This is a genomic window from Micromonospora sp. LH3U1 (assembly GCF_028475105.1).
In the GTDB taxonomy this organism is placed as follows: Bacteria; Actinomycetota; Actinomycetes; order Mycobacteriales; family Micromonosporaceae; genus Micromonospora.
This window is the reverse complement of the sequence record NZ_CP116936.1, coordinates 1,748,557-1,766,348: the sequence shown is the minus strand read 5'-3', so window position 1 is coordinate 1,766,348 and position 17,792 is coordinate 1,748,557. Positions and strand designations below refer to the sequence as shown.

General features: G+C 72.6%; 17 protein-coding genes and 1 pseudogene. 6 read left to right on the top strand and 12 right to left on the bottom strand.

Annotation, left to right across the window (positions count from 1 at the left end; genetic code table 11):
• The first annotated feature begins 357 nt into the window (after positions 1 to 357).
• Complete coding sequence (locus PCA76_RS08195; RefSeq protein ID WP_272616454.1) at positions 358 to 1,278, top strand: DNA-3-methyladenine glycosylase family protein; 921 nt, start codon at positions 358 to 360, stop codon at positions 1,276 to 1,278.
• A gap of 35 nt (positions 1,279 to 1,313) precedes the next feature.
• Here PCA76_RS08195 and PCA76_RS08190 read toward each other — a convergent pair.
• Positions 1,314 to 1,817 (bottom strand): annotated as a pseudogene (locus PCA76_RS08190) (DUF1990 family protein); the annotation flags it as partial.
• Between PCA76_RS08190 and PCA76_RS08185 the strand changes: the two are divergent.
• Positions 1,798 to 2,292 (top strand): GNAT family N-acetyltransferase, encoded by a 495-nt coding sequence (locus PCA76_RS08185; RefSeq protein WP_272616453.1) that lies wholly within the window; start codon positions 1,798 to 1,800, stop codon positions 2,290 to 2,292. The pseudogene PCA76_RS08190 and the gene PCA76_RS08185 sit on opposite strands and share 20 nt — an antisense overlap.
• On the opposite strand, the gene PCA76_RS08180 is transcribed toward PCA76_RS08185, so the two are convergent.
• Together PCA76_RS08180 and PCA76_RS08175 are read right to left on the bottom strand one after the other, a co-directional pair.
• On the bottom strand, positions 2,267 to 2,689 hold the full coding sequence (locus PCA76_RS08180; RefSeq protein WP_272616452.1) for an SRPBCC family protein: 423 nt from the start codon (positions 2,687 to 2,689) through the stop codon (positions 2,267 to 2,269). The genes PCA76_RS08185 and PCA76_RS08180 overlap by 26 nt on opposite strands.
• A gap of 131 nt (positions 2,690 to 2,820) precedes the next feature.
• A complete protein-coding gene (locus tag PCA76_RS08175) occupies positions 2,821 to 3,033 on the bottom strand; it encodes a hypothetical protein (protein ID WP_099851492.1) in 213 nt (70 codons plus the stop codon).
• Between the two features lie 135 nt (positions 3,034 to 3,168).
• Here PCA76_RS08175 and PCA76_RS08170 point away from each other — a divergent pair, with 135 nt between their 5' ends.
• A complete protein-coding gene (locus tag PCA76_RS08170) occupies positions 3,169 to 4,284 on the top strand; it encodes an ATP-dependent DNA ligase (RefSeq protein ID WP_272616451.1) in 1,116 nt (371 codons plus the stop codon).
• 88 nt (positions 4,285 to 4,372) lie between these two features.
• Positions 4,373 to 5,914, top strand: a complete 1,542-nt coding sequence (locus PCA76_RS08165; RefSeq protein ID WP_272619251.1) for an alpha/beta hydrolase — start codon at positions 4,373 to 4,375, stop codon at positions 5,912 to 5,914.
• Here the strand turns inward: PCA76_RS08165 and PCA76_RS08160 are convergent.
• Complete coding sequence (locus PCA76_RS08160) at positions 5,841 to 6,353, bottom strand: potassium channel family protein (protein ID WP_272616450.1); 513 nt, start codon at positions 6,351 to 6,353, stop codon at positions 5,841 to 5,843. The two genes, PCA76_RS08165 and PCA76_RS08160, sit on opposite strands and share 74 nt — an antisense overlap.
• A gap of 73 nt (positions 6,354 to 6,426) precedes the next feature.
• On the opposite strand from PCA76_RS08160, the gene PCA76_RS08155 reads away from it, so the two are divergent.
• On the top strand, positions 6,427 to 6,879 hold the full coding sequence (locus PCA76_RS08155) for a GNAT family N-acetyltransferase (RefSeq protein ID WP_272616449.1): 453 nt from the start codon (positions 6,427 to 6,429) through the stop codon (positions 6,877 to 6,879).
• Between the two features lie 112 nt (positions 6,880 to 6,991).
• Here PCA76_RS08155 and PCA76_RS08150 read toward each other — a convergent pair whose 3' ends face one another.
• The 8 genes from PCA76_RS08150 to PCA76_RS08115 form a co-directional block, all read right to left on the bottom strand.
• Complete coding sequence (locus PCA76_RS08150; protein ID WP_272619249.1) at positions 6,992 to 7,717, bottom strand: ABC transporter ATP-binding protein; 726 nt, start codon at positions 7,715 to 7,717, stop codon at positions 6,992 to 6,994.
• 11 nt (positions 7,718 to 7,728) lie between these two features.
• Complete coding sequence (locus PCA76_RS08145) at positions 7,729 to 8,724, bottom strand: ABC transporter ATP-binding protein (protein WP_272616448.1); 996 nt, start codon at positions 8,722 to 8,724, stop codon at positions 7,729 to 7,731.
• A 1-nt stretch (position 8,725) separates the two neighbouring features.
• Complete coding sequence (locus PCA76_RS08140) at positions 8,726 to 11,434, bottom strand: FtsX-like permease family protein (RefSeq protein WP_272616447.1); 2,709 nt, start codon at positions 11,432 to 11,434, stop codon at positions 8,726 to 8,728.
• Positions 11,431 to 14,613: an ABC transporter permease gene (locus PCA76_RS08135; protein WP_272616446.1), complete on the bottom strand. Its 3,183-nt coding sequence runs from the start codon at positions 14,611 to 14,613 to the stop codon at positions 11,431 to 11,433. Before PCA76_RS08135 ends, PCA76_RS08140 begins: the two co-directional genes overlap by 4 nt.
• A 130-nt stretch (positions 14,614 to 14,743) precedes the next feature.
• On the bottom strand, positions 14,744 to 14,908 hold the full coding sequence (locus tag PCA76_RS08130) for a hypothetical protein (protein ID WP_272616445.1): 165 nt from the start codon (positions 14,906 to 14,908) through the stop codon (positions 14,744 to 14,746).
• Complete coding sequence (locus tag PCA76_RS08125) at positions 14,905 to 15,120, bottom strand: helix-turn-helix domain-containing protein (RefSeq protein ID WP_272616444.1); 216 nt, start codon at positions 15,118 to 15,120, stop codon at positions 14,905 to 14,907. The genes PCA76_RS08130 and PCA76_RS08125 overlap by 4 nt, the downstream gene beginning before the upstream one ends.
• A complete protein-coding gene (locus tag PCA76_RS08120) occupies positions 15,120 to 15,599 on the bottom strand; it encodes a DUF2975 domain-containing protein (protein WP_272616443.1) in 480 nt (159 codons plus the stop codon). The genes PCA76_RS08125 and PCA76_RS08120 overlap by 1 nt, the downstream gene beginning before the upstream one ends.
• Positions 15,600 to 15,660: 61 nt before the next feature.
• Complete coding sequence (locus PCA76_RS08115) at positions 15,661 to 16,275, bottom strand: YdeI/OmpD-associated family protein (RefSeq protein WP_272616442.1); 615 nt, start codon at positions 16,273 to 16,275, stop codon at positions 15,661 to 15,663.
• Positions 16,276 to 16,397: 122 nt separating this feature from the next.
• Between PCA76_RS08115 and PCA76_RS08110 the strand changes: the two genes are divergently transcribed.
• Positions 16,398 to 17,792 carry a hypothetical protein gene (locus PCA76_RS08110; RefSeq protein ID WP_272616441.1) on the top strand — a complete coding sequence of 465 codons (1,395 nt, stop codon included), beginning with the start codon at positions 16,398 to 16,400 and terminating at the stop codon, positions 17,790 to 17,792.

Genomic DNA, 17,792 nt, shown 5'->3' with positions numbered 1-17,792 from the left:
GGCACTGCATGGCGATCCGGCGCCGACCGCACGCCGCGTGGAGCGGAGGGGGGCGGACACCGATCTCCGGGCCGGACCACGGTCTCCCGCGAGTGGGGACGATGGTGGCCGCCGCAGGTGGCCCGGGACAGTGCGTTTACCTGCAGGCCATCAAACAACCACATGATCGATACCCGGCCCACAACCTCTGGTGGCATAAAGACGTTCTGCACTGGTTCGCCGGAAGAATCCTGGCTGTTCGGGTGGTTTCCGACGCCGATACGGCCGCCTGAACGTGCCCTCGAGATCCTCCCCAACCGACCACGGGACCAGTACGGCGGCCGTCAGGTCCGCACCGTGACCTGGCAGAGTAGCGGCGTGACCGAGACCGAACCCGCCGCGACCAGGGTGCTGCACCCACCGGTCGGCTACCGGCTGGCCGCTTCGGTCCGCGCGCTCACCTTCAGCCCGTACGACCCGTGCGCGCGCGTGGCCGCCGGCACCTTCTGGTGGGCGTCCCGCACCCCGGACGGACCGGCCACTCTCGCGCTGCGGCCAACCGGGGGCGAGTTGCTCGCGGAGGGCTACGGGCCGGGCGCCGAGCATGTCCTGGCCCGCGCCGACGCGATCGCCGGGCTGCGCGACGACCTGACCGGTTTCGCCGAGCTGGCCGGGGCGCACCCGCTGGTCGCCCGGCTGGCCCGGGAGCACCGGGGGCTGCGGATGCCCACGACCGGGCAGGTCTTCCCCCGGCTGCTGCGCGCGATCTTCGAGCAGAAGGTCACCGGCAAGGAGGCGTACCGGGCCTACGCGGCGACCGTGCGGCACTTCCGGGAGCCGGCGCCCGGTCCGTTGCAGCCGCTGCTCCTGCCGCCCGAGGCCGCCGCGGTGGCCGCCACTCCGTACTGGGTGTTCCACCCGTTCGGGGTGGAGCAGCGCCGGGCCGACACGCTGCGTCGCGCCGCAGCGCTCGCCGACCGCCTGGAACGCAGCGACGACGCCACCGAGGCCACCCGCCGGCTCACCGCGATCCCCGGCATCGGCCCGTGGACGGCCGCCGAGGTGGTCCGGATCGCGTACGGGGACCCGGACGCGGTCAGCGTCGGCGACTACCACATCCCGAACACGGTGGCCTGGGCGCTCGCGGGCGAGCCGAGGGGCGACGACGCCCGGATGTTGGCCCTGCTGGAGCCGTTCCGGGGGCACCGGGGCCGGGTCTGTCTGCTGCTGGAGGCCGCCGGTCTCCGAGCGCCGAAGTACGGCCCGCGCGCGCCGATCCGCTCGTTCGCCCGGTTCTGAGTGCCGCAGCGGTCAGTACTCAGCGGAAGGCTGAACGCGCGTACCTCGAACCAGACCGCGCCGTCGTCGTCCCGGCCGACCAGGAACGCCTCCTCGCCCCGCTCCGGATGCCCGGTCAGGGTGCCGTAGCCGAAGCCGGCCAGCGTCGGTGACTCCTCACTCCAGATCACCCGGCAGGGCCCCCAGATGCGGGCCGGGCCCACGCCGAGACCGGCCGTAACCAGCACACCCTCGGTGGCGCGTGGGGCGTCGGCGCGCATCCGGACCCCGGCGGCGCGGTGCAACCGCCAGCTCAGCACCGCCTCGGCCGCGGCCTCGAAGCAGCCCGCTGGCATCGGGTACCGGTGGCGCAGGTGGTGGTATCCGCCGGGCAGCGGCCCGTGCCGGGTCGCCCCCACCTCCGGGTACGTCAGCTCGACCACCGTTTCCCCCTCGACCTCGGCCGGACACGCGCCAGGGTACGGCCGGCTCGGGCGGGCCGCCGGTCGGCGCCGGTGACGGTTGTGGTGTGCTGCCCCGATGAGCGTCGAGGTCAGCATCGTCCCGGCCGGTGTCGCGGACGCCGGCGAGATTCTCACCGTGCAGCGCGCCGCGTACCTGACCGAAGCACAGCACTACACCGACCCGTTCCTGCCGCCGTTGACCGAGACACTGGACGAGGTCCGGGCGGTGCTGACCGGCTCGACCACCGTGCTCGCCGCACGGCTCGGGCACCGGCTGGTCGGCTCCGTGCGGGCCACCCTGGACGGCGACACCGCGCACGTCGGGCGGTTGTCGGTCGCCCCGGACCACCAGGGGCGAGGTCTCGGGGGTCGACTGCTCACCGCGATCGAGGCGGCCTGCACCGACCGGGTGACCCTGTTCACCCTGTTCACCGGGGCGGACAGCGCCCGCAACCTGCGGCTCTACCAACGGCACGGCTACCGGATCGTGTCGTACCGCCCGGACCCGAACGGCATCCGGTTGGCCGTGCTGGAGAAGCCGGCCGTCAACCCCGCTCACTCCGACGCTTGAGGCCGTCGGCCTCCAGGCGCAGGTAGCGACGGAACAGGCCGCCGTACAGCCAGCCGATCAGGCCGGCCAGCGGCCCGGACTGGCTCATTGCCAGCTCGACCCGGGTACGCCCGTCGGTCAGCGGCAGCAGCCGGTGCTCCGCCGTGGTCCGCACACCCGGGGCGTCGGAGACCCAGACGAACTCGCGCTGCTCGGTCAGTTCGGTGACCCGCCACACCGCCGGCCGCAGCTTCGGCTGGGTCAACCGGGCAGTCGCGCCGACGCTGAGGGAGCCCGGCTCCCCCCGCTCGGCCCGGGACACCGAGGCCGTCCACTCCGGCCAGCGCCCCACGTCGACCAGCACCGCCCACACCTGCTCGACGTCGGCAGCGATCTCCGTACCGGCTTCGAACCGCATCGCGTCCCCTTCCCGGCGGCACCGTCCGGCGCCCGCCACGCATGCAGACGAGGCTGCCGGGTGGATCGTGACGCCGGCATCCACCGGGTAGCCGGTCATCAGCCGGGCCGCGGGCCCGCCGGCGAGCGGGATCAGGCGGCTTCGCGCAGGTCGGCCAGGCTCAATGGGGTACGCCGACGCAGCAGCTCTTCCAGCTCCGGCACCGACCCGACCTCGCCGAGCACGTTCCGGCCGCCGCCGAACCGCTCCGGGTAACGGCGGGTCAGCCGGTAGCGGTAGCGGCCCCGGATCAGCTCGACGCTCACCCGCCACCGCCCGCAGCAGTCACAGACCCACTCGGACACCTGGCGAAAGTAGCTCTGACCTGCGGTTATCCAATTCGCCCGGTCGGGACGAGCGGCGCGCCGACGGACACGCCACCCCGTCGCCCACGGTGATCTGCCTCACGACTGTCGGCACCGTCTGATTGACTTGTCGCCGTGGACCTGCCGATAAACCCGCCGGTCGAGCCGATGCTGGCCAAGAGCGTTCCCAAGCTGCCCACCACACCCGGCGTGACCTACGAGCCCAAGTGGGACGGGTTCCGGTGCATCGTGTTCCGCGACGGCGACGAGGTCGAGCTGGCCAGCCGGGGCGGCAAGTCGATGACCCGCTACTTCCCCGAGGTGGTCGAGCAGGCCCGCCGGCAGCTGCCCGAGCGGTGCGCGGTCGACGGTGAGTTGATCGTCATCCGGCGCGACGGGCCTAGCGGCCAGCCCCGGTTGGATTTCGAGCTGCTGGCCCAGCGCATCCACCCGGCCGCGTCCCGGGTGAAGATGCTCGCCGAGACCACACCGGCCGACTTCGTCGCGTTCGACCTGCTGGCCATCGGCGACGAGGCACTGCTCGACCAGCCCTACCCGCGCCGCCGGGAGCGGTTGGTCGAGGCGCTGGCCGGGGTGCGCCCGCCGGTGCACGTCACCCAGGTCACCACGGATGCCGACACCGCGCGCCGCTGGTTCGACGTCTTCGAGGGCGCCGGGCTGGACGGCCTGATCGTCAAGCCGGCCGATCTGCCGTACGAGCCGGGCAAGCGGCTGATGTTCAAGGTCAAGCACGCCCGCACCGCGGACGCGGTGGTCGCCGGCTTCCGCTGGCACAAGTCCGGCCCGGTGGTGGGTTCGCTGCTCCTCGGCCTGTACGACGACGCCGGGGTCCTGCATCACGTGGGGGTGAGCGCGTCGTTCAGCATGGCCCGCCGCGCGGAGTTGCTCGACGAGCTGGCGCCCTACCGGGACACCGGCGGCGCGCACCCGTGGGTGCACGGCGACCACGAGCGCGGCCAACGCATCCCGGGTGGGGTGAGCCGGTGGACCGGCACGAAGAACCTGGAGTGGGAGCCGGTGCGCCCGGAGCTGGTGGTCGAGGTGGGCTACGACGCGATGGAAGGCGAACGGTTCCGGCACACGGCCCAGTTCGTCCGCTGGCGCCCGGACCGCGATCCCCGATCCTGCCGCTACGACCAGCTCGACCGCCCGATCCGCTTCGATGTGGACCAGGTGCTGCGCGGCGACCCGGCGGCCACCGTGGACCGGCCCGCCACCGGCCCGGCGTAACCTGGCCGTCGACTCGACCTCGGAGGACCACGTGACCCGCACCGTCGACCAGCCTCGGAGGGCGACCAGTCGCCGGGTCCGTCGCAATCTGGCCGCCTTCGCCGTGGCCGCGCTGCTCACCGCCGGCTGCACGCTGCCGGCGTTCGCGCCGCGCACCGAGGTGGAGGGTGCGGCAGCGCCGGCCGGTAGCGCGCCGACCTGGCGGTCCTGCCCGGAGGTGCCCGACGAGCTGGTCGGGCGCGGAGCACCGGACATGCGCTACGAGTGCGCCCGGATCGCGGTGCCCCGCGACTGGGGCACCGGCGGTGGGGCGACCGCTGGCCCGGGCGCCGGGCAGACCTTCGAGATCGCCCTGCTGCGAGCCCGGTCCACGAAGCAGCGCGACCGGGTCGGCTCGCTGGTGGTCAACCCGGGCGGCCCGGGTGGCTCCGGCGTCGACACCGCCGTCTACCTCTCCTTCGGCCCCCAGTTCGGCGGGCTTCCCACCTCGATCACCGAGCGTTTCGACATTGTCGGCTTCGACCCGCGCGGGGTCTCCCGGTCCAGCCCGGTGAAGTGCATCTCCGATGCCGATCTGGACGCCAGCTTCGGCTCCGACCCGGACCCAGCGAGCCCGTCGGCGTTCGACGGCTTTGCCGGGCTGAACCAGCGGATCGGGCGCGGCTGCGGCGATCGGTACGGCGACCAGTTGCCGCTGTACGGCACCGAGCAGGCCGCCCGCGATATGGACGCGGTCCGCGCCGCCGTCGGCGACGACAAGCTCACCTACCTCGGATACTCCTACGGCACCCTGCTCGGCGCCACGTACGCCCAGCTCTACCCGCAGCGGGTGCGGGCGCTGGTGCTCGACGGCGCGGTCGACCCGCAGCAGCGGCTGGTGGAGGGTTCGGAGAGCCAGGCCCGCGGCTTCGAGCGGGCCTTCACCAACTTCACCCGCTGGTGCGCGACGAACGCCGGCCGCTGCCCGATCGCTCCAGACGCGCGCGCCGCGGTCACCTCGGCCATCGACAAGGCAAAGGTCTCCCCGGTACGCGGCGCCGACGGGCGGGAGGCCACCGCCGGCTGGGTGTTCTACGCGGTCATCTCCTCGCTCTACACGGAATCCGGTTGGCAGGAGCTGGCCCAGGCGATCGACCGGCTGGCCGAGGGCGATCCGAAGGACGTGTTCCGCCTCGCCGACGCGTACGCCGGCCGGGCGGACGACGGGCACTACTCGAATCTGTTCGACGCCAACCTGGCCATCAACTGCGCCGACGAGACGGAGAAGCCGAGCCGGGAGCAGATCCGGCAGTTGCAGTCCGAGTGGCGCACGAAATATCCGCTGTTCGGGCCGGCTCTCGCGGTTGGCATGTTGAGCTGCGTCGAGTGGCCGGGCGGGCGTGACCCGTACCCGACCGGGAAGGCGAACGGCGCGCCGCCGATCGTGGTGGTCGGCACCACCGGCGACCCGGCGACGCCCTACGAGCAGACCCCACGGCTCGCTTCGATGCTGGGCGTCGGCCGGGTGCTCACCTGGGAGGGCGAGGGGCACACCGCCTACCCGCAGACCTCCTGCATCACCAACGCGGTCGACGCCTATCTGCTCGACCTGATCGTGCCACCGGAGGGGAAGCGCTGCCCGGCCCGCTGACCGGTCGCGTCGACGGCAGCGGGGGCAATTCGATCCCCTGCCGGGTGGCCAGTTCCTCCAGCAGCGCCCGGATCCGGCGCACGTCGGCCTTGAGCTGCTCCTGCTCCTCATGTTCGAAGGCGTTGTCGTCGACGATGAGCCGGCTCGCGAAGTGCGCGGTGATCAGCGGGATGACCAGCAACACCATGGTCGAGATGAGCAGCGCGGCCAGCGTGCGGCCCGCCCAGGTGGTCGGCGAGATGTCGCCGTACCCGACGGTGGAGGCGGTGACCACTGCCCACCAGACGGCGTCGGCCGGGCTGCGCTGCTCGACCTCCCCGTAGATGACCCCGGCCACCACGATCATCAGCAGGTACGAGGTGATGAGCGTGCGGGGCGAGTTCGCGAACCACACCAACGCCCGGTATATCCATCGGAACGGCAGCAGCACTAGCTCCATGACGCCCCATGCTGCCCGTTGCCCGCAAGTGGCACAGACCCATCCGCCGGTTTCGCTGTGCCAGGCTCACGGTATGACCGATGTGACCTACCGGGAGGCGGTCCGGGCCGACCTGCCCGCCGTCATCACCCTGCTCGCCGACGACGTCCTGGGCAAGGCCCGCGATTTCACCGAGGTCGACGCGGCCTACGAGAGGGCGTTCGCGGACATCACCGCCGACCCGCGCAACCTGTTGATCGTGGCCGAGCAGGACGGCGACCTGGTCGGCTGCCTCCAGATCACCTACATCCCGGGGCTCGGCCGGCACGGCGCCGAGCGGTCCCTGATCGAGTCGGTCCGGGTCCGCTCCGACCGGCGCGGCCAGGGGCTGGGTCGGGATTTGATGACCTGGGCTGTCGACCGGGCCCGGCAGCGGGGCTGTGCGCTGGTGCAGCTCACCACGGACAAGTCCCGCGAGGACGCGCACCGCTTCTACCTGGGCCTCGGCTTCGTGGCCAGCCACGAGGGCATGAAGCTCGCGCTCTGACCGGTGCCGGGCCAGGTTCGCCGCCAGGAGCGAGCCGGCGACGACCGCCGGTAGGCCGCAGCCAAGGGCCGCCGCGAGGCCGCCCCCGGCATGGGGCGGCCGTCGGGCAGCGTCAGCCGTCGACCAGGCGGCCGTCGCGCAGGTTCAGCACCCGGTCGGCGAGGTCGATCAGGGCCGGGTCGTGGGTGGCCACCAGCGCCGTCATGCCACGGGCGTGCACCACCGCGCGCAGCAGGTCCATGATGGACCGGCCGGTCTCCGAGTCGAGCTGGCCGGTGGGCTCGTCGGCGATGAGCAGGTCCGGCTCGTTGGCCAGGGCTCGGGCCACCGCGACCCGCTGCTGCTGTCCACCGGAGAGCTCGTACGGGCGCTGCGCCGCGTGCCCGCCCAGGCCGACCAGTTCCAGCAGCACCGCGACCCGCTGCTCCCGCTCCACGGCCGGCACTTGCGCCAGCCGCAACGGCACGCCCACGTTCTCGGCGGCGGAGAGGATCGGCACCAGCCCGAAGGTCTGGAACACGAAGCCGACGGTGCCCCGGCGCAGCTTCAGCAGCTCGGCCTCGCCGGCCGAGGTCACGTCGTGCCCGGCGACCACCACCTGACCGCTGTCCGGCCGGTCCAGCCCGCCGATCAGGTTCAGCAGCGTCGTCTTGCCGGCTCCGGACCGGCCCCGGATGGCGACCAGTTCGCCGCGGTTGGCCGTGAACGAGACGCCCTGCACCGCGTGCACGGCGTGCTCGCCCCGGCCGAAGGTCCGGCTCACGCCACTGACCCGGACCACCTCGGCCGGGTGTGCTGCCGGCACACCGCCGAACCCGGCCGCGCCGGTCACCACCATGTTCCGACGGCTCACGCCCGTGCCCCCCGCTCGTCCGAGGCCCGGTCGCCGGGCCGTACCTGCACGTGGTCCGGCTCCAGGTCGAGCCGGACCCGCTCCTTCAGTGCGAGCGCGTCGACGAACGCAGCCGGTAGCTGCATCCGGCCGTTCCGGTCCAGCACCGCGTACTCCTCGCTGATCAGCTCGGTGTTGCCGGCCGCGTCGATCCGAGCGGTCCGGCGTACCTCGGAGGCGGTCCGGCCGTCGCGGATCGCGACGGTTCGGCGGACCTGCGTGGCCACGGCGTGGTCGTGGGTGACGACAACGATGGTCACGCCCAGCTCGGCGTTGATGGCGCGCAGCGCCGCGAAGACGTCCGCGCCGGTCGCCTCGTCCAGTTCACCGGTCGGCTCGTCGGCGAAGAGCACCTCCGGGTCGTTGGCGACCGCCACGGCGACCGCGCAGCGTTGCTGCTCGCCGCCGCTGAGTTGCCCCGGCCGCCGGTCGGCGCAGTAGCCCACGCCGACCATGTCGAGCAGTTCCCGGGCCCGCTGCCGGCGGGCCTTGCCGCTGAGTTTGCCGGCCAGCTGCATCGGCAGCTCGACGTTCTCCAGTGCGCTGAGGTACGGCAGCAGGTTGCGGCCGGTCTGCTGCCAGACGAACCCGACCAGCTCCCGCCGGTAGCTCAGCCGCCGTTTGGTGGACAGCGAGAGCAGGTCGTAGTCGGCCACGCGGGCGATGCCGGCGGTCGGCGTGTCCAGGCCGGAGAGGATGTTGAGCAGGGTCGACTTGCCCGAGCCGGAGGCGCCGACGATCGCCACCAGTTCGCCCCGGTCGATGACCAGGTCGAGCCCCTGCAGGGCGACCACCTCCACCCCCTCGGTCTTGAAGATGCGCACCAGGCCGTCGCAGACGATGTGTCCGCGCAGGCGGTCCTGCCCGCCGGCCCGTTCGGCGGCGCGCTGCGCGGCCCGCTGTTGCAGGGCGGCCAGGTCAGGCACCAGTGGAGTCTGGGCGGTAGCGGTCATCTCAGCTCTCCTCTCCGAGCCGAAGCACCTCACCGAGGCGCAACCGGCGGTTGTTCAGGGCCTCCACGGCGACCGCGAAGCCGAGGGCGACCGCCCCGAGCGCGAGCACCGCGGCGACCAGAGTGGGCTCGAAGGCCACCCGGACCGGCACACCACTGGTGAACGCGGACAGGCCGAGCACCGGGTTGAGCAGCATTGGCAGCACCGCGCCGACCAGTGCACCGGTCAGCACCGACACCGCGACCAGCGGGGTCAGTTCGACCAACAGCAGCCCTCGCCACTGTCGTCGGGACAGGCCGAGGGTACGCAGCCGGGACAGCACCTGACCCCGGGCGCGCGCGCCGGCCAGCACGGTGAACGCGATGGCCAGCAGCCCGAGCACGGTGCCGCCGACGGCGCCGGCCACGAACCCGAAGGCCAGCACGCCGTTCGCCCCGTCGGTGCCGAGATCCCGGCGGACGTCCGTCCGGGTGTCGACGGTGACCCCGGTGGGCCGTTCCCGACCGGTCACCGCTCCAGCGCGCCGATAGCGCTCCTGCCCCTCGTCGCCGGCCCGGCGGAGCGCCTGCGCGTCCAGCGAGTCTCCGGCGACCAGCAGGCTGGTCGGCACGGGTGTGGTGTTTCGCGTCGGCAGCGCCTGCCAGGGCAGGATCACGAAGCGGCTTCCACGTGCCGGCAGCAGCGGGAAACCTTCCTCGGTGCCGGCCACCCGGAACTCGTATCGCTGGCCCTGCACGGAAATGAAGGCGGAACGGTCCAGCCCAGCCTTGGCCAGGTCGGCGGCGACCGCCGGGGAGACGATCGCCGGCAGCGGCCCGGCTTCGGGCTTGGCGGTGCGCAGCGCGGCCGGGACCGACAGGTTCACCCCCGATTCGCGGGCCACCGCGTCCAATCCCGAGCCGTCGACCAGCAGCACGGATGTCTGTGCGACACGCGCGTCGGTGCCGATCTCGTCGGCCGCCAGTCGCTCATCAGACTGGTACAGGAGCCGCGTGACGGCCCGGACGCCCGGTAGGCGACCCAGCTCGTCGATGGTGTCGGGTGCGAAGCGCTCCCCGCGGATCACCGCGTCGGCGGGCACGATCTGCTCGGCGGCCCGTTCCCGGCTCGCGTCCACGCCAGCGGCGACGACCGCGCAGAACGCCGCGGTACCGATCGCCAGCACCACGACGACCAGCGGAGCGGCGACCGCCGACCGACCGGCCCGCGCCGTGCCGAGGAAGGCGACGCTGCCCCGGGTCCGCGCGGCAAGCCGGCTGACCAGAAGCAACGGCCAGGGGTACGCCCGCAGGGCGAGCACCGCCGCGGCGACCGCGAGCAGTACCGGCACCGACACGAGCAGCGGGTCCACCTCACCGAGGGTGAGGCCGCGCCGGCGTAGCAGCACCGCGGCGAACCCGGCCAGCAGCAGCAGGGAGACCTCGACGGTGAGCCGACGGGCCGATGGCCGCACCCGGACCAGGTCATTACGGGCCGCTCCGCCGGCCGGTACGGCCAGCGTCGCCACCGGCAGTGCCAGCGTGACCAGCACGGTCGCCCCGATGACGTACGGCGTGGTCGGGTCCGGCTCGCCGGGGAACAGGGTGCCCAGCCACCAGCCCAGCGCGGCGGCGACCGGCACCACCAGCAGCGATTCGGCGAGGCTACGCCGAGCACCGGCGGTGGCCGCGCCACCACGGGCCCGCAGCAGCACGAACTCCGAGCGGCGCCGTCGGGTGGCGAGGCTGGCCGCGAGCACGATGAGCCCGGCCAGGGTGGCCAGTACGCCGGCACCGATCACCGCGAGCAGGGTGCGGGCGGCATCGACCTGGGCAGCGAACGCGCGCAACGGGACGTCGACGCCCTGGGTCAACGTGAGGTCCTGCGGCCGGGTGCGCTGCATCGTCTGCAGACCGTCGATGATCTGGTCCAGCTCGCGTGCGTCGATCCGGTCGGCGCCCAGTCGGTATCGCCAGTTCGACTGGGTCGGCCAGCCCTCTGCGGCCCGCTTGTTGAGGGCCGACTGCGCGACCACGCCGACGATGACGAACGGCTGGCCGTCCCCGGTCGGTTCGCCGATCCGCAGCAGCTGTGGCAACACCTCCCAGATGCCACTCGCGCGGTCGGCGGGCCGGAACAGTCCGGACACCACCATCGGAGCGGCGTCGAGCAGGGTGCCCTTGGCATCAGTGTTGCCGATGCGCAGTGCGCTGCCGGGGCGCAGGTTGAGCTTGCCGGCCACGTCGACGTCGAGCGCCACCTCGATCGGCCGGTCGGGAACGTACGTCTCGCTCGGCCACGCCCCCTCGACGAGGGTGCTGGCGTCCTGGATGGCGGGCACGCCCCGTAGACCCAGGTCGACCAGCAGGTTGCGGGCCGCGAGGTCCGGCCCGACCACTCGGCGCGGCGTGGCATCCACGTTGTACCACCGCTCGGTCACCGCCGAGCGCACCTGCGGCGGCATCTCCGCGGCCAGGCGTTCGAACCGCTCGGCGGCGCCGCCCATCGCCGTGTTCTTGGAGGTCGCGGTCACCTCCCCGGTGGTGTAGGAGATGTCCCTGCGGGCGGCCGGCTCGCTGGTCAGCTGCGCCCGCAGCCCTTGTTCGGCGAGCCGGTTGACCAGCCGGGGCACCCCGCTGATCAGCAACGTGACCACCAGGGTCAGCACCGCCAGGAGCAGGAACTGCCCGCCGTACGTCCGGACCCGCCGGACGGCCGCGCCGACGCTCATCGTTCTCCCCCGATTCGCAGTTGCACCGCGGCCACCCGCTGACGGATGCCGGTGGCGATGAACGCGCTGAAGGCGAGCGCCGCCAGCAGCAGACCGACCGCGGTCAGGCCGATCGGCACCCAGGGCAACGCGAACGTCGCCGGCGGGGTCGGTCGGCCGGCGGCCGGGGTGAGGATGACCAGTGGGGCCATGGTTGCGCCGACGGCGGCGCCGAGTAACAGCCCGACCCCCACGCCGATGCCGGCGAGGAAGGTCTGTTCGGCCAACAGCGCCCGGGCCAGCAGGCGGGGCGTGGCGCCGAGGGTGTGCAGTACCGCGAACTCGCTGAGCCGGTGCCGCGCGGTGGCCCACACGTCCACCATCAGGCCGACGAGGGCGAGCAGCACCGCGCCGAGCGCGGCGGCGAGCATTCCGGTACGTGAGCCCTGCCAGTACGGGTCGTCGGCGGACGACTCGTACACCGCTTCCCGGTTGAGCACGGTGACGCCCGGCAGCTCGCCGGCCGCCTGGGCGGCGGCCGTCGCGTCGTCGGCGCCGATCCACCACTCCGGTACCGGTCGCATCGCGCCACTGCCCCGGACCAGCGTGTCGACCGCCGCGGGCAGGTCCAGCAGTATGCCTTCCCCGGTGGTGGTCGGCACCGCACTCAGCTCGCCGACCAGTTGGACCGGCAGCGTCGCCCCGGAGAGCGTCAGGTCGACGGTGTCGCCGACGCGCAGGCTCAGTGCCTCGCGGACCCCGGGGGTCATCAGCACTGCAATGGGCTTGCTCTCCCCGCCCGGCACGATCGTGAACCGGGTCGGCGGCTGGTACCGGAACTGCCCGCCAGGAATCACGTCCACCGGGTGGACCGCGGCGAACCCGGTGGGAGTGGTCCGCACCCGCGTGGGCTGCTCGCGGGGGGCCGTCATCGTCCAGTCACCGCTCAGCCCGGCGGGCGCGGTGGTGCCGTCGGCGTTGACCACCGTCAGCCCGTCGAGCTGGAGTCGGTAGGCGTTGCCGGCCGCCAGCCCGCCGTCCGCTTCGAACCCGGTCAGCCGCAGCCGTGCCCCGCGCGCCTCGGGCAGCTGCACGGTGAACCGGGTGGCCCGGCCGTCGCTGGCGGAGTTGGCCGCCGGCAGCCGCAGGGCGAGCCCGTCGGAGCTGGTGACCAACAGCGTCACCGCGACCTGAACCGGCCGGCTCGCGTTGCTCACCGGGGTACGGACGGTGCCGGTGATCGCCCGCGCGCCCCCGGGCAACTCGACGCCTGCGAAGGCTCCCCGCGCTCCGACCATCCGCTCGTACTGCGTCGACGCGGGTCCGTCGCTCAGGCGGTCGGCGAGACGGACGACCCCGGCGGCGCTGGCCGGGTCGACACCGATCACGGTCGCCTGGAGGTCCTCCCGGCCGACCCGTATCTCGTCCCGCCACGCCGGTAGCACCCGCTCGACGCTCGGCAGCGCGGCGAGCTGGCCTGCCCGGGTCGGCGGGGCGGTCCCGGTCCGTTCGGTGATCCGCAGGTCTGCACCGACGGTGTGCCCGGCCTGCTCGACCTGGGACCGCTCGCCGGTGCTGATCAGGGACCAGGCCAGGGTGCTGCCACCGACGGCGAGGGCGAGCAGCAGCACCGGGCCGGCGTGGGGACGCCGACCGGCCTGCCACATGCCGAACATGGTGGCCGTCCAGGGACGTCGGTCGACGAACCGCTCGGCGAACCGGGTGAGCGGCGGGAGAATCCGCAGCGCCAGCACGGCGCCGGCCAGCACACCGAGCGTCGGGGCGGCGACCAGCAGCGGGTCGAGCCCGAGTCGGCCGCCTGAGCCGGCCAGCGGGGAGGCGTACCGGCGTAGCTGCACCCAGGCGAGCACGGCGAGCGCCACGAGCACCAGGTCGATACTGGCGCGCTGGACGCTCGCCGCCCGGTTCGGCCGGGACCGGGCGGCCATGTCGGCCACGTACGTGCCGGCGTTGCGCAGCGTCGGGAGGACCATGGCGACGAGGCAGCCGGCCGCAGCCGCTGCTGCCGCCCAGACCAGGGTGGTGTTGCCGCCGACGGTGGACAGGTCGTCCGACCCACCGGGTCGGACGTACCGCAGCACCACGCTGGCGATCAACGGCCCGAGCACGGCGGCCGGGGCGACCACCAGCGTCGCCTCGCGGGCCGCCAGGCCGGCCAACTGCCGGCGGGCAGCGCCGCGGGCGCGCAGCAGCGCCGTCTGCGGGCGACGGTCCTCGTGCAGCAGTGCGGCGACGAGGACCAGCGCGTACCCACCGAGCACCAGGATGAGCAACAGCGGGGTGGCCAGCGAGGAACGGCCCACCAGGTCGGCGCGGGCGATCCGGTCCAGCAGTTGCTCCATCTTCGTCACCGTCTGCCCGGAGCTGCCCAGTTGAGCGGCCTCGGGCACCGCCGAGGCGGCCTCGGTGAGGGCTTCCCGCACGGCGGGCAGGTCGGCGGTGTCGACGCCGCTGAGGTTCGGTACGGCCAGCCAGGACACCGACACCGAACCCGCGAAGGTGGCCGCGAAGTCGGCCGGGTCGAGCACGAACGGCCCGTACGAGGTGCCCGACCCGACGCTGCCCGCCCCCACCCCGGGGGCCAGCAGCCAGTACGCGTCGGCCGGGTCGCGGGGCCGCCAGGTGCCGGCGAGCAGCAGTTCGCTGCGCCGTTCGGTGGCACGGTCGCGCACCGGGACACGCTCGCCGACGGTCAGGCCAAGCGCGCCGGCAACCCGCTCCGGCAGGCTCACCTCGATCGGGTTCGTCCCGGCGCGGGGCCAGGCTCCGCTGGTCAGCTCCGCATGGCCAGCGAGGTCCTCGAGCGTGGCCAGGCTGGCGAAGACCGGTTCGTCCTCCGGACGGGTGACCTGCCCGAGATCTCCGGTCAGCTCCCGGCCGGTGCCGTAGCGGGCGGCGGCGACGCTGACCGGGGCACCCGCGAGCCCGTTGACGAACTCGGCTCGGACCGCCTGGTCCCGGGTGGCGAACTCGGCCGCGTCGCGCCCACCTGAGCCACTGACCAACAGGCCGCGTTCTTCGGCCGGCGAGGCGGCGACCAGGGCCCGCTGCCCGGCGTCCACCGCCCGGCGGTTGTAGTCGGACAGCCCGGTGACCAACGCGACGGCGACGAGGGCGGCGATCACCGCCGCAACCAAGAGTCCGCGCGCCTCGCGGGCCCGCCTCCACACCAGCTTCATCCGACGCCTCCCCTGGCCCTGGTGGGCCGACGACCATCAAGACAGGTCACCCACCGGGAAAGGTTCGCGCCCGTTACTTGATCGTTATTACGGGAGGGTCAGCTCATGGCCGGCCCGAGCGCCTGGGCGGCTAGCCGCCGCCTCGAAAGTTCCGGATGCCGAACGCGACCGCGCCGATCACCAGCGCGACGCCAAGGAGTTGGAGGCCCGGCGAGTCGTCGGCCTCCCCGTGTGCGATCCCGGCGAGACCGAGCGCGACGGCGAGAATGGCGACGGCTGTCAGGGCGTACCTCATGGGGTCTCCTCGTCAACCCACTCGAGCAGGTCTCCGGGCTGGCAGTCGAGCACCCGGCACATGGCTTCCAGAGTGCTGAAGCGGACGGCCTTGGCACGGCCGTTCTTCAGCACCGCCACGTTGGCCGGCGTGAGCCCGACACGCTCGGCGAACTCACCGACGCTCATCTTGCGCTTGGCCAACTCGACGTCGATGCGGACGACGATGGGCATCAGATCACCGCTTCCATGTCGGTCCGCAGCGTGGTTGCCTGCCGCAGCAGCGCACGCATCACCACCATGAGGAGCCCCAGCACGGTGACGCCCACCGTCAGCAGGAACAGCAGGAGGGGCACTCCCGGGTCATCCGCGTTGAACCCGACCCAGAGAAAGACACCCACGAGCACCACCCACGCGGCGGCGATGGCCCACACGATCGCGTCCACCCACTTCAGGGACGCCTCGGTGAAGATGCGGTCGTTCTTGACCAGGCTGAGCAACTGCCACGTCGCCACGATGACCACTTGGACGCACAAGACCCAGAACACCGTCACGGCGGTCGCCGGCCACCGGAGGTAGGCGTCCTCCGGTGACTCCTGGGCCATGTACGCGAACTGCCCGGGCAGCGAGAGGGTCTGGAACACGACCAGGACCCCGAACAGCACCACCAGGAAAACTCTGAGAGCGGCAACCGCTCGATGCTCCGTAACCATGCATCGAGTTTCGCTCGTTACCTATCGAAAGTCAATCGGTTCGTCGGGGCCTCGCCCCCGTTTACGGCAGCGTCGGCCCGGACACCGGCCTCGCCTTCTGGGGGTAGATCGTCTCGTGGCGGGCCAGCATGGCAACGAATTCGCCGATCTTGCGCTCGCGGGTCTCCGCCCGTTTGACGGCGTTGAGGCGGTGGATGAGAGCGAACCGGTTGGCCTTGGTGAGCACGTCGAGCATGGCTTGGGCGGCGGGCTCGGCGGCGATGGCGGCGAGGAGGTCGGCCGGAACCTCGGCCTCCGACGGCGGGGCATAGGCGGCCGCCCACCGCCCGTCCGCCTTCGCGGCTTCCACCGCGGCGCGGCCCGCCGGCAGCATCCGCCCCTGCTCCTCCAGCCGGGCCACGTGCGCGACGTTGCGTTGGGACCAGGAACTGCGGGGCCGACGCGGGGTGAACCGGATCCAGGATGACTCCTCATCCCGCTTGCGGGCCTGCCCATCGATCCAGCCGACACACAGGGCCTCGTCGACCGCCTGCTGCCAGGTCAACGTCGTGACCGTGCCGCCCTTCTTGGTCAGGGCGAGCCAGACGCCGGGCGACGTGGTGTGGTTGGCCGACAACCACACGCGCAGGGCGTCGGCGTCCGCGACGATCAATTCATCCAGCTCTGCGCTCGCCATGACGGCAGGCTAACCGCTGCGCCGGTGCCGCGGCTCCGCCGGTCGGCCCGTCCGACTCGTTGAGCTGGCCAGTCTGAGCCTACCGCTGGCAGCGACAGAAGACACTCGGCCGGGCGGCCCTGTTGAGCTGCGCGTTCTCCTTCTACGGTGGCCTCTCGCAGGTCCTTGATGGCCCAACCCTGGAGGTCCCGCTGTACGTCAACGACGCGTTCCTCGCCCACTACAACAATCCGGCACGGGCTCGGCTACACGGCCTGGTCCGCAACCCCGCCATCCCCGCCGACCTGTTGCGGCAGCTTGTCGAGGAGCACCTCCGGGAGGTGGAGTTCGCCCTGGCCTTCCGTCTGGAATGGACCGACGAGCAGTTCGAGGCACTGGTCGACCATCCCGACCACAAGGTGCGCAAGGTACTGGCGCAAGCGTTGCACGTCACACCCGAACAGCGGGCCACGCTGGTCGAGGACCCGGAACGCTCTGTGCTGTGGGCGCTCGCCGAGGGGCCGATCTCGCTCCTCGCGTCGACGTGGACGCAACCGGCGGTGCTACCCGTCTGGGCGTACGAGCGGCTTCTCGAACGGCATCCAATGCTGGACCTGATCATGGTCGACTCGCCGTGGGTGCCGCAGGAACTGCGCGCCCGGCTGTGGCCGGGCGAATCACGAACGGCACCGGCCGACGAGCCACCGCCGGACCGTCGGGACCTCGAAGCCCAGGCCAGCGCCGACAACGAATGGGTGCGCAGCACCGCCGCCGCCGATCCCGACCTGCGTCCCGACCTCGTCGCCCGACTGGCGGTGGACCCGTCACCCACGGTCCGGCTCGCCGTGTCGATGCGCCCCGAGCTCAGTGAGGAGCAACGCGCGGCAATCGACTACCACGTCCGACGTGACGACCGGATCCGACCGGCCGTCTGGGCGACCAAGACCCGCGATCCGGAGATCCAGAGCCGCTGCGTGCGCTCGGCGCACATCGGGCTACGTCGCAGTGTCGCCTGCAATCCCCACCTCACCGCCGACCACATCGCCGCACTGGAAAACGACGACGACTTCGCCGTCCGGCTCCTGCTGTGCGAGCGCCACTCGGGCGTCGCCCACGAAACGGTGCTCAACACCTACCTGGAGGCTACGACGGCGACCCGAGGCCGCCTTCTTGACCACCCCAGCTTTCAGCGGGTCGGACTGGCCCGGCTGGCAGAGTCGCCGGACCCATGGGCCCGAGCCCTGGTGGTCCGCGATCCCGAGGCAGCACCGCAGCTCATCGAGCGGCTCAGCCACGACCCGCGTCCGGAGGTGCGGAATTCGACGGCCGGTGACCCCCGCCTGTCGCCGAGTCGCGTGCTCGAATTGTTCGACGATCCGGAAACTGCCGGAGCAGCCGCCGCCAACCCACACCTGCCGGTGCCGGTAATGCACAGTGTCCTCACCGACGCTGCGACGCTCGCCGACGGAGCGGGCGATGGCAACCCGGCCGTGCTCCTGGGTCGGCGGTCACCCGACCAACTGCCAAACGAGGACTAG

What these genes read in the sequence shown, in the direction of transcription:
- PCA76_RS08185 (WP_272616453.1), top strand. Translation starts at nt 1,798, where the DNA reads ATGAGCGTCGAGGTCAGCATCGTCCCGGCCGGTGTCGCGGACGCCGGC.
- PCA76_RS08180 (WP_272616452.1), bottom strand. Translation starts at nt 2,689, where the DNA reads ATGCGGTTCGAAGCCGGTACGGAGATCGCTGCCGACGTCGAGCAGGTG.
- PCA76_RS08160 (WP_272616450.1), bottom strand. Translation starts at nt 6,353, where the DNA reads ATGGAGCTAGTGCTGCTGCCGTTCCGATGGATATACCGGGCGTTGGTG.
- PCA76_RS08155 (WP_272616449.1), top strand. Translation starts at nt 6,427, where the DNA reads ATGACCGATGTGACCTACCGGGAGGCGGTCCGGGCCGACCTGCCCGCC.
- PCA76_RS08150 (WP_272619249.1), bottom strand. Translation starts at nt 7,717, where the DNA reads ATGGTGGTGACCGGCGCGGCCGGGTTCGGCGGTGTGCCGGCAGCACAC.
- PCA76_RS08145 (WP_272616448.1), bottom strand. Translation starts at nt 8,724, where the DNA reads ATGACCGCTACCGCCCAGACTCCACTGGTGCCTGACCTGGCCGCCCTG.
- PCA76_RS08140 (WP_272616447.1), bottom strand. Translation starts at nt 11,434, where the DNA reads ATGAGCGTCGGCGCGGCCGTCCGGCGGGTCCGGACGTACGGCGGGCAG.
- PCA76_RS08135 (WP_272616446.1), bottom strand. Translation starts at nt 14,613, where the DNA reads ATGAAGCTGGTGTGGAGGCGGGCCCGCGAGGCGCGCGGACTCTTGGTT.
- PCA76_RS08130 (WP_272616445.1), bottom strand. Translation starts at nt 14,908, where the DNA reads ATGAGGTACGCCCTGACAGCCGTCGCCATTCTCGCCGTCGCGCTCGGT.
- PCA76_RS08125 (WP_272616444.1), bottom strand. Translation starts at nt 15,120, where the DNA reads ATGCCCATCGTCGTCCGCATCGACGTCGAGTTGGCCAAGCGCAAGATG.
- PCA76_RS08120 (WP_272616443.1), bottom strand. Translation starts at nt 15,599, where the DNA reads ATGGTTACGGAGCATCGAGCGGTTGCCGCTCTCAGAGTTTTCCTGGTG.
- PCA76_RS08115 (WP_272616442.1), bottom strand. Translation starts at nt 16,275, where the DNA reads ATGGCGAGCGCAGAGCTGGATGAATTGATCGTCGCGGACGCCGACGCC.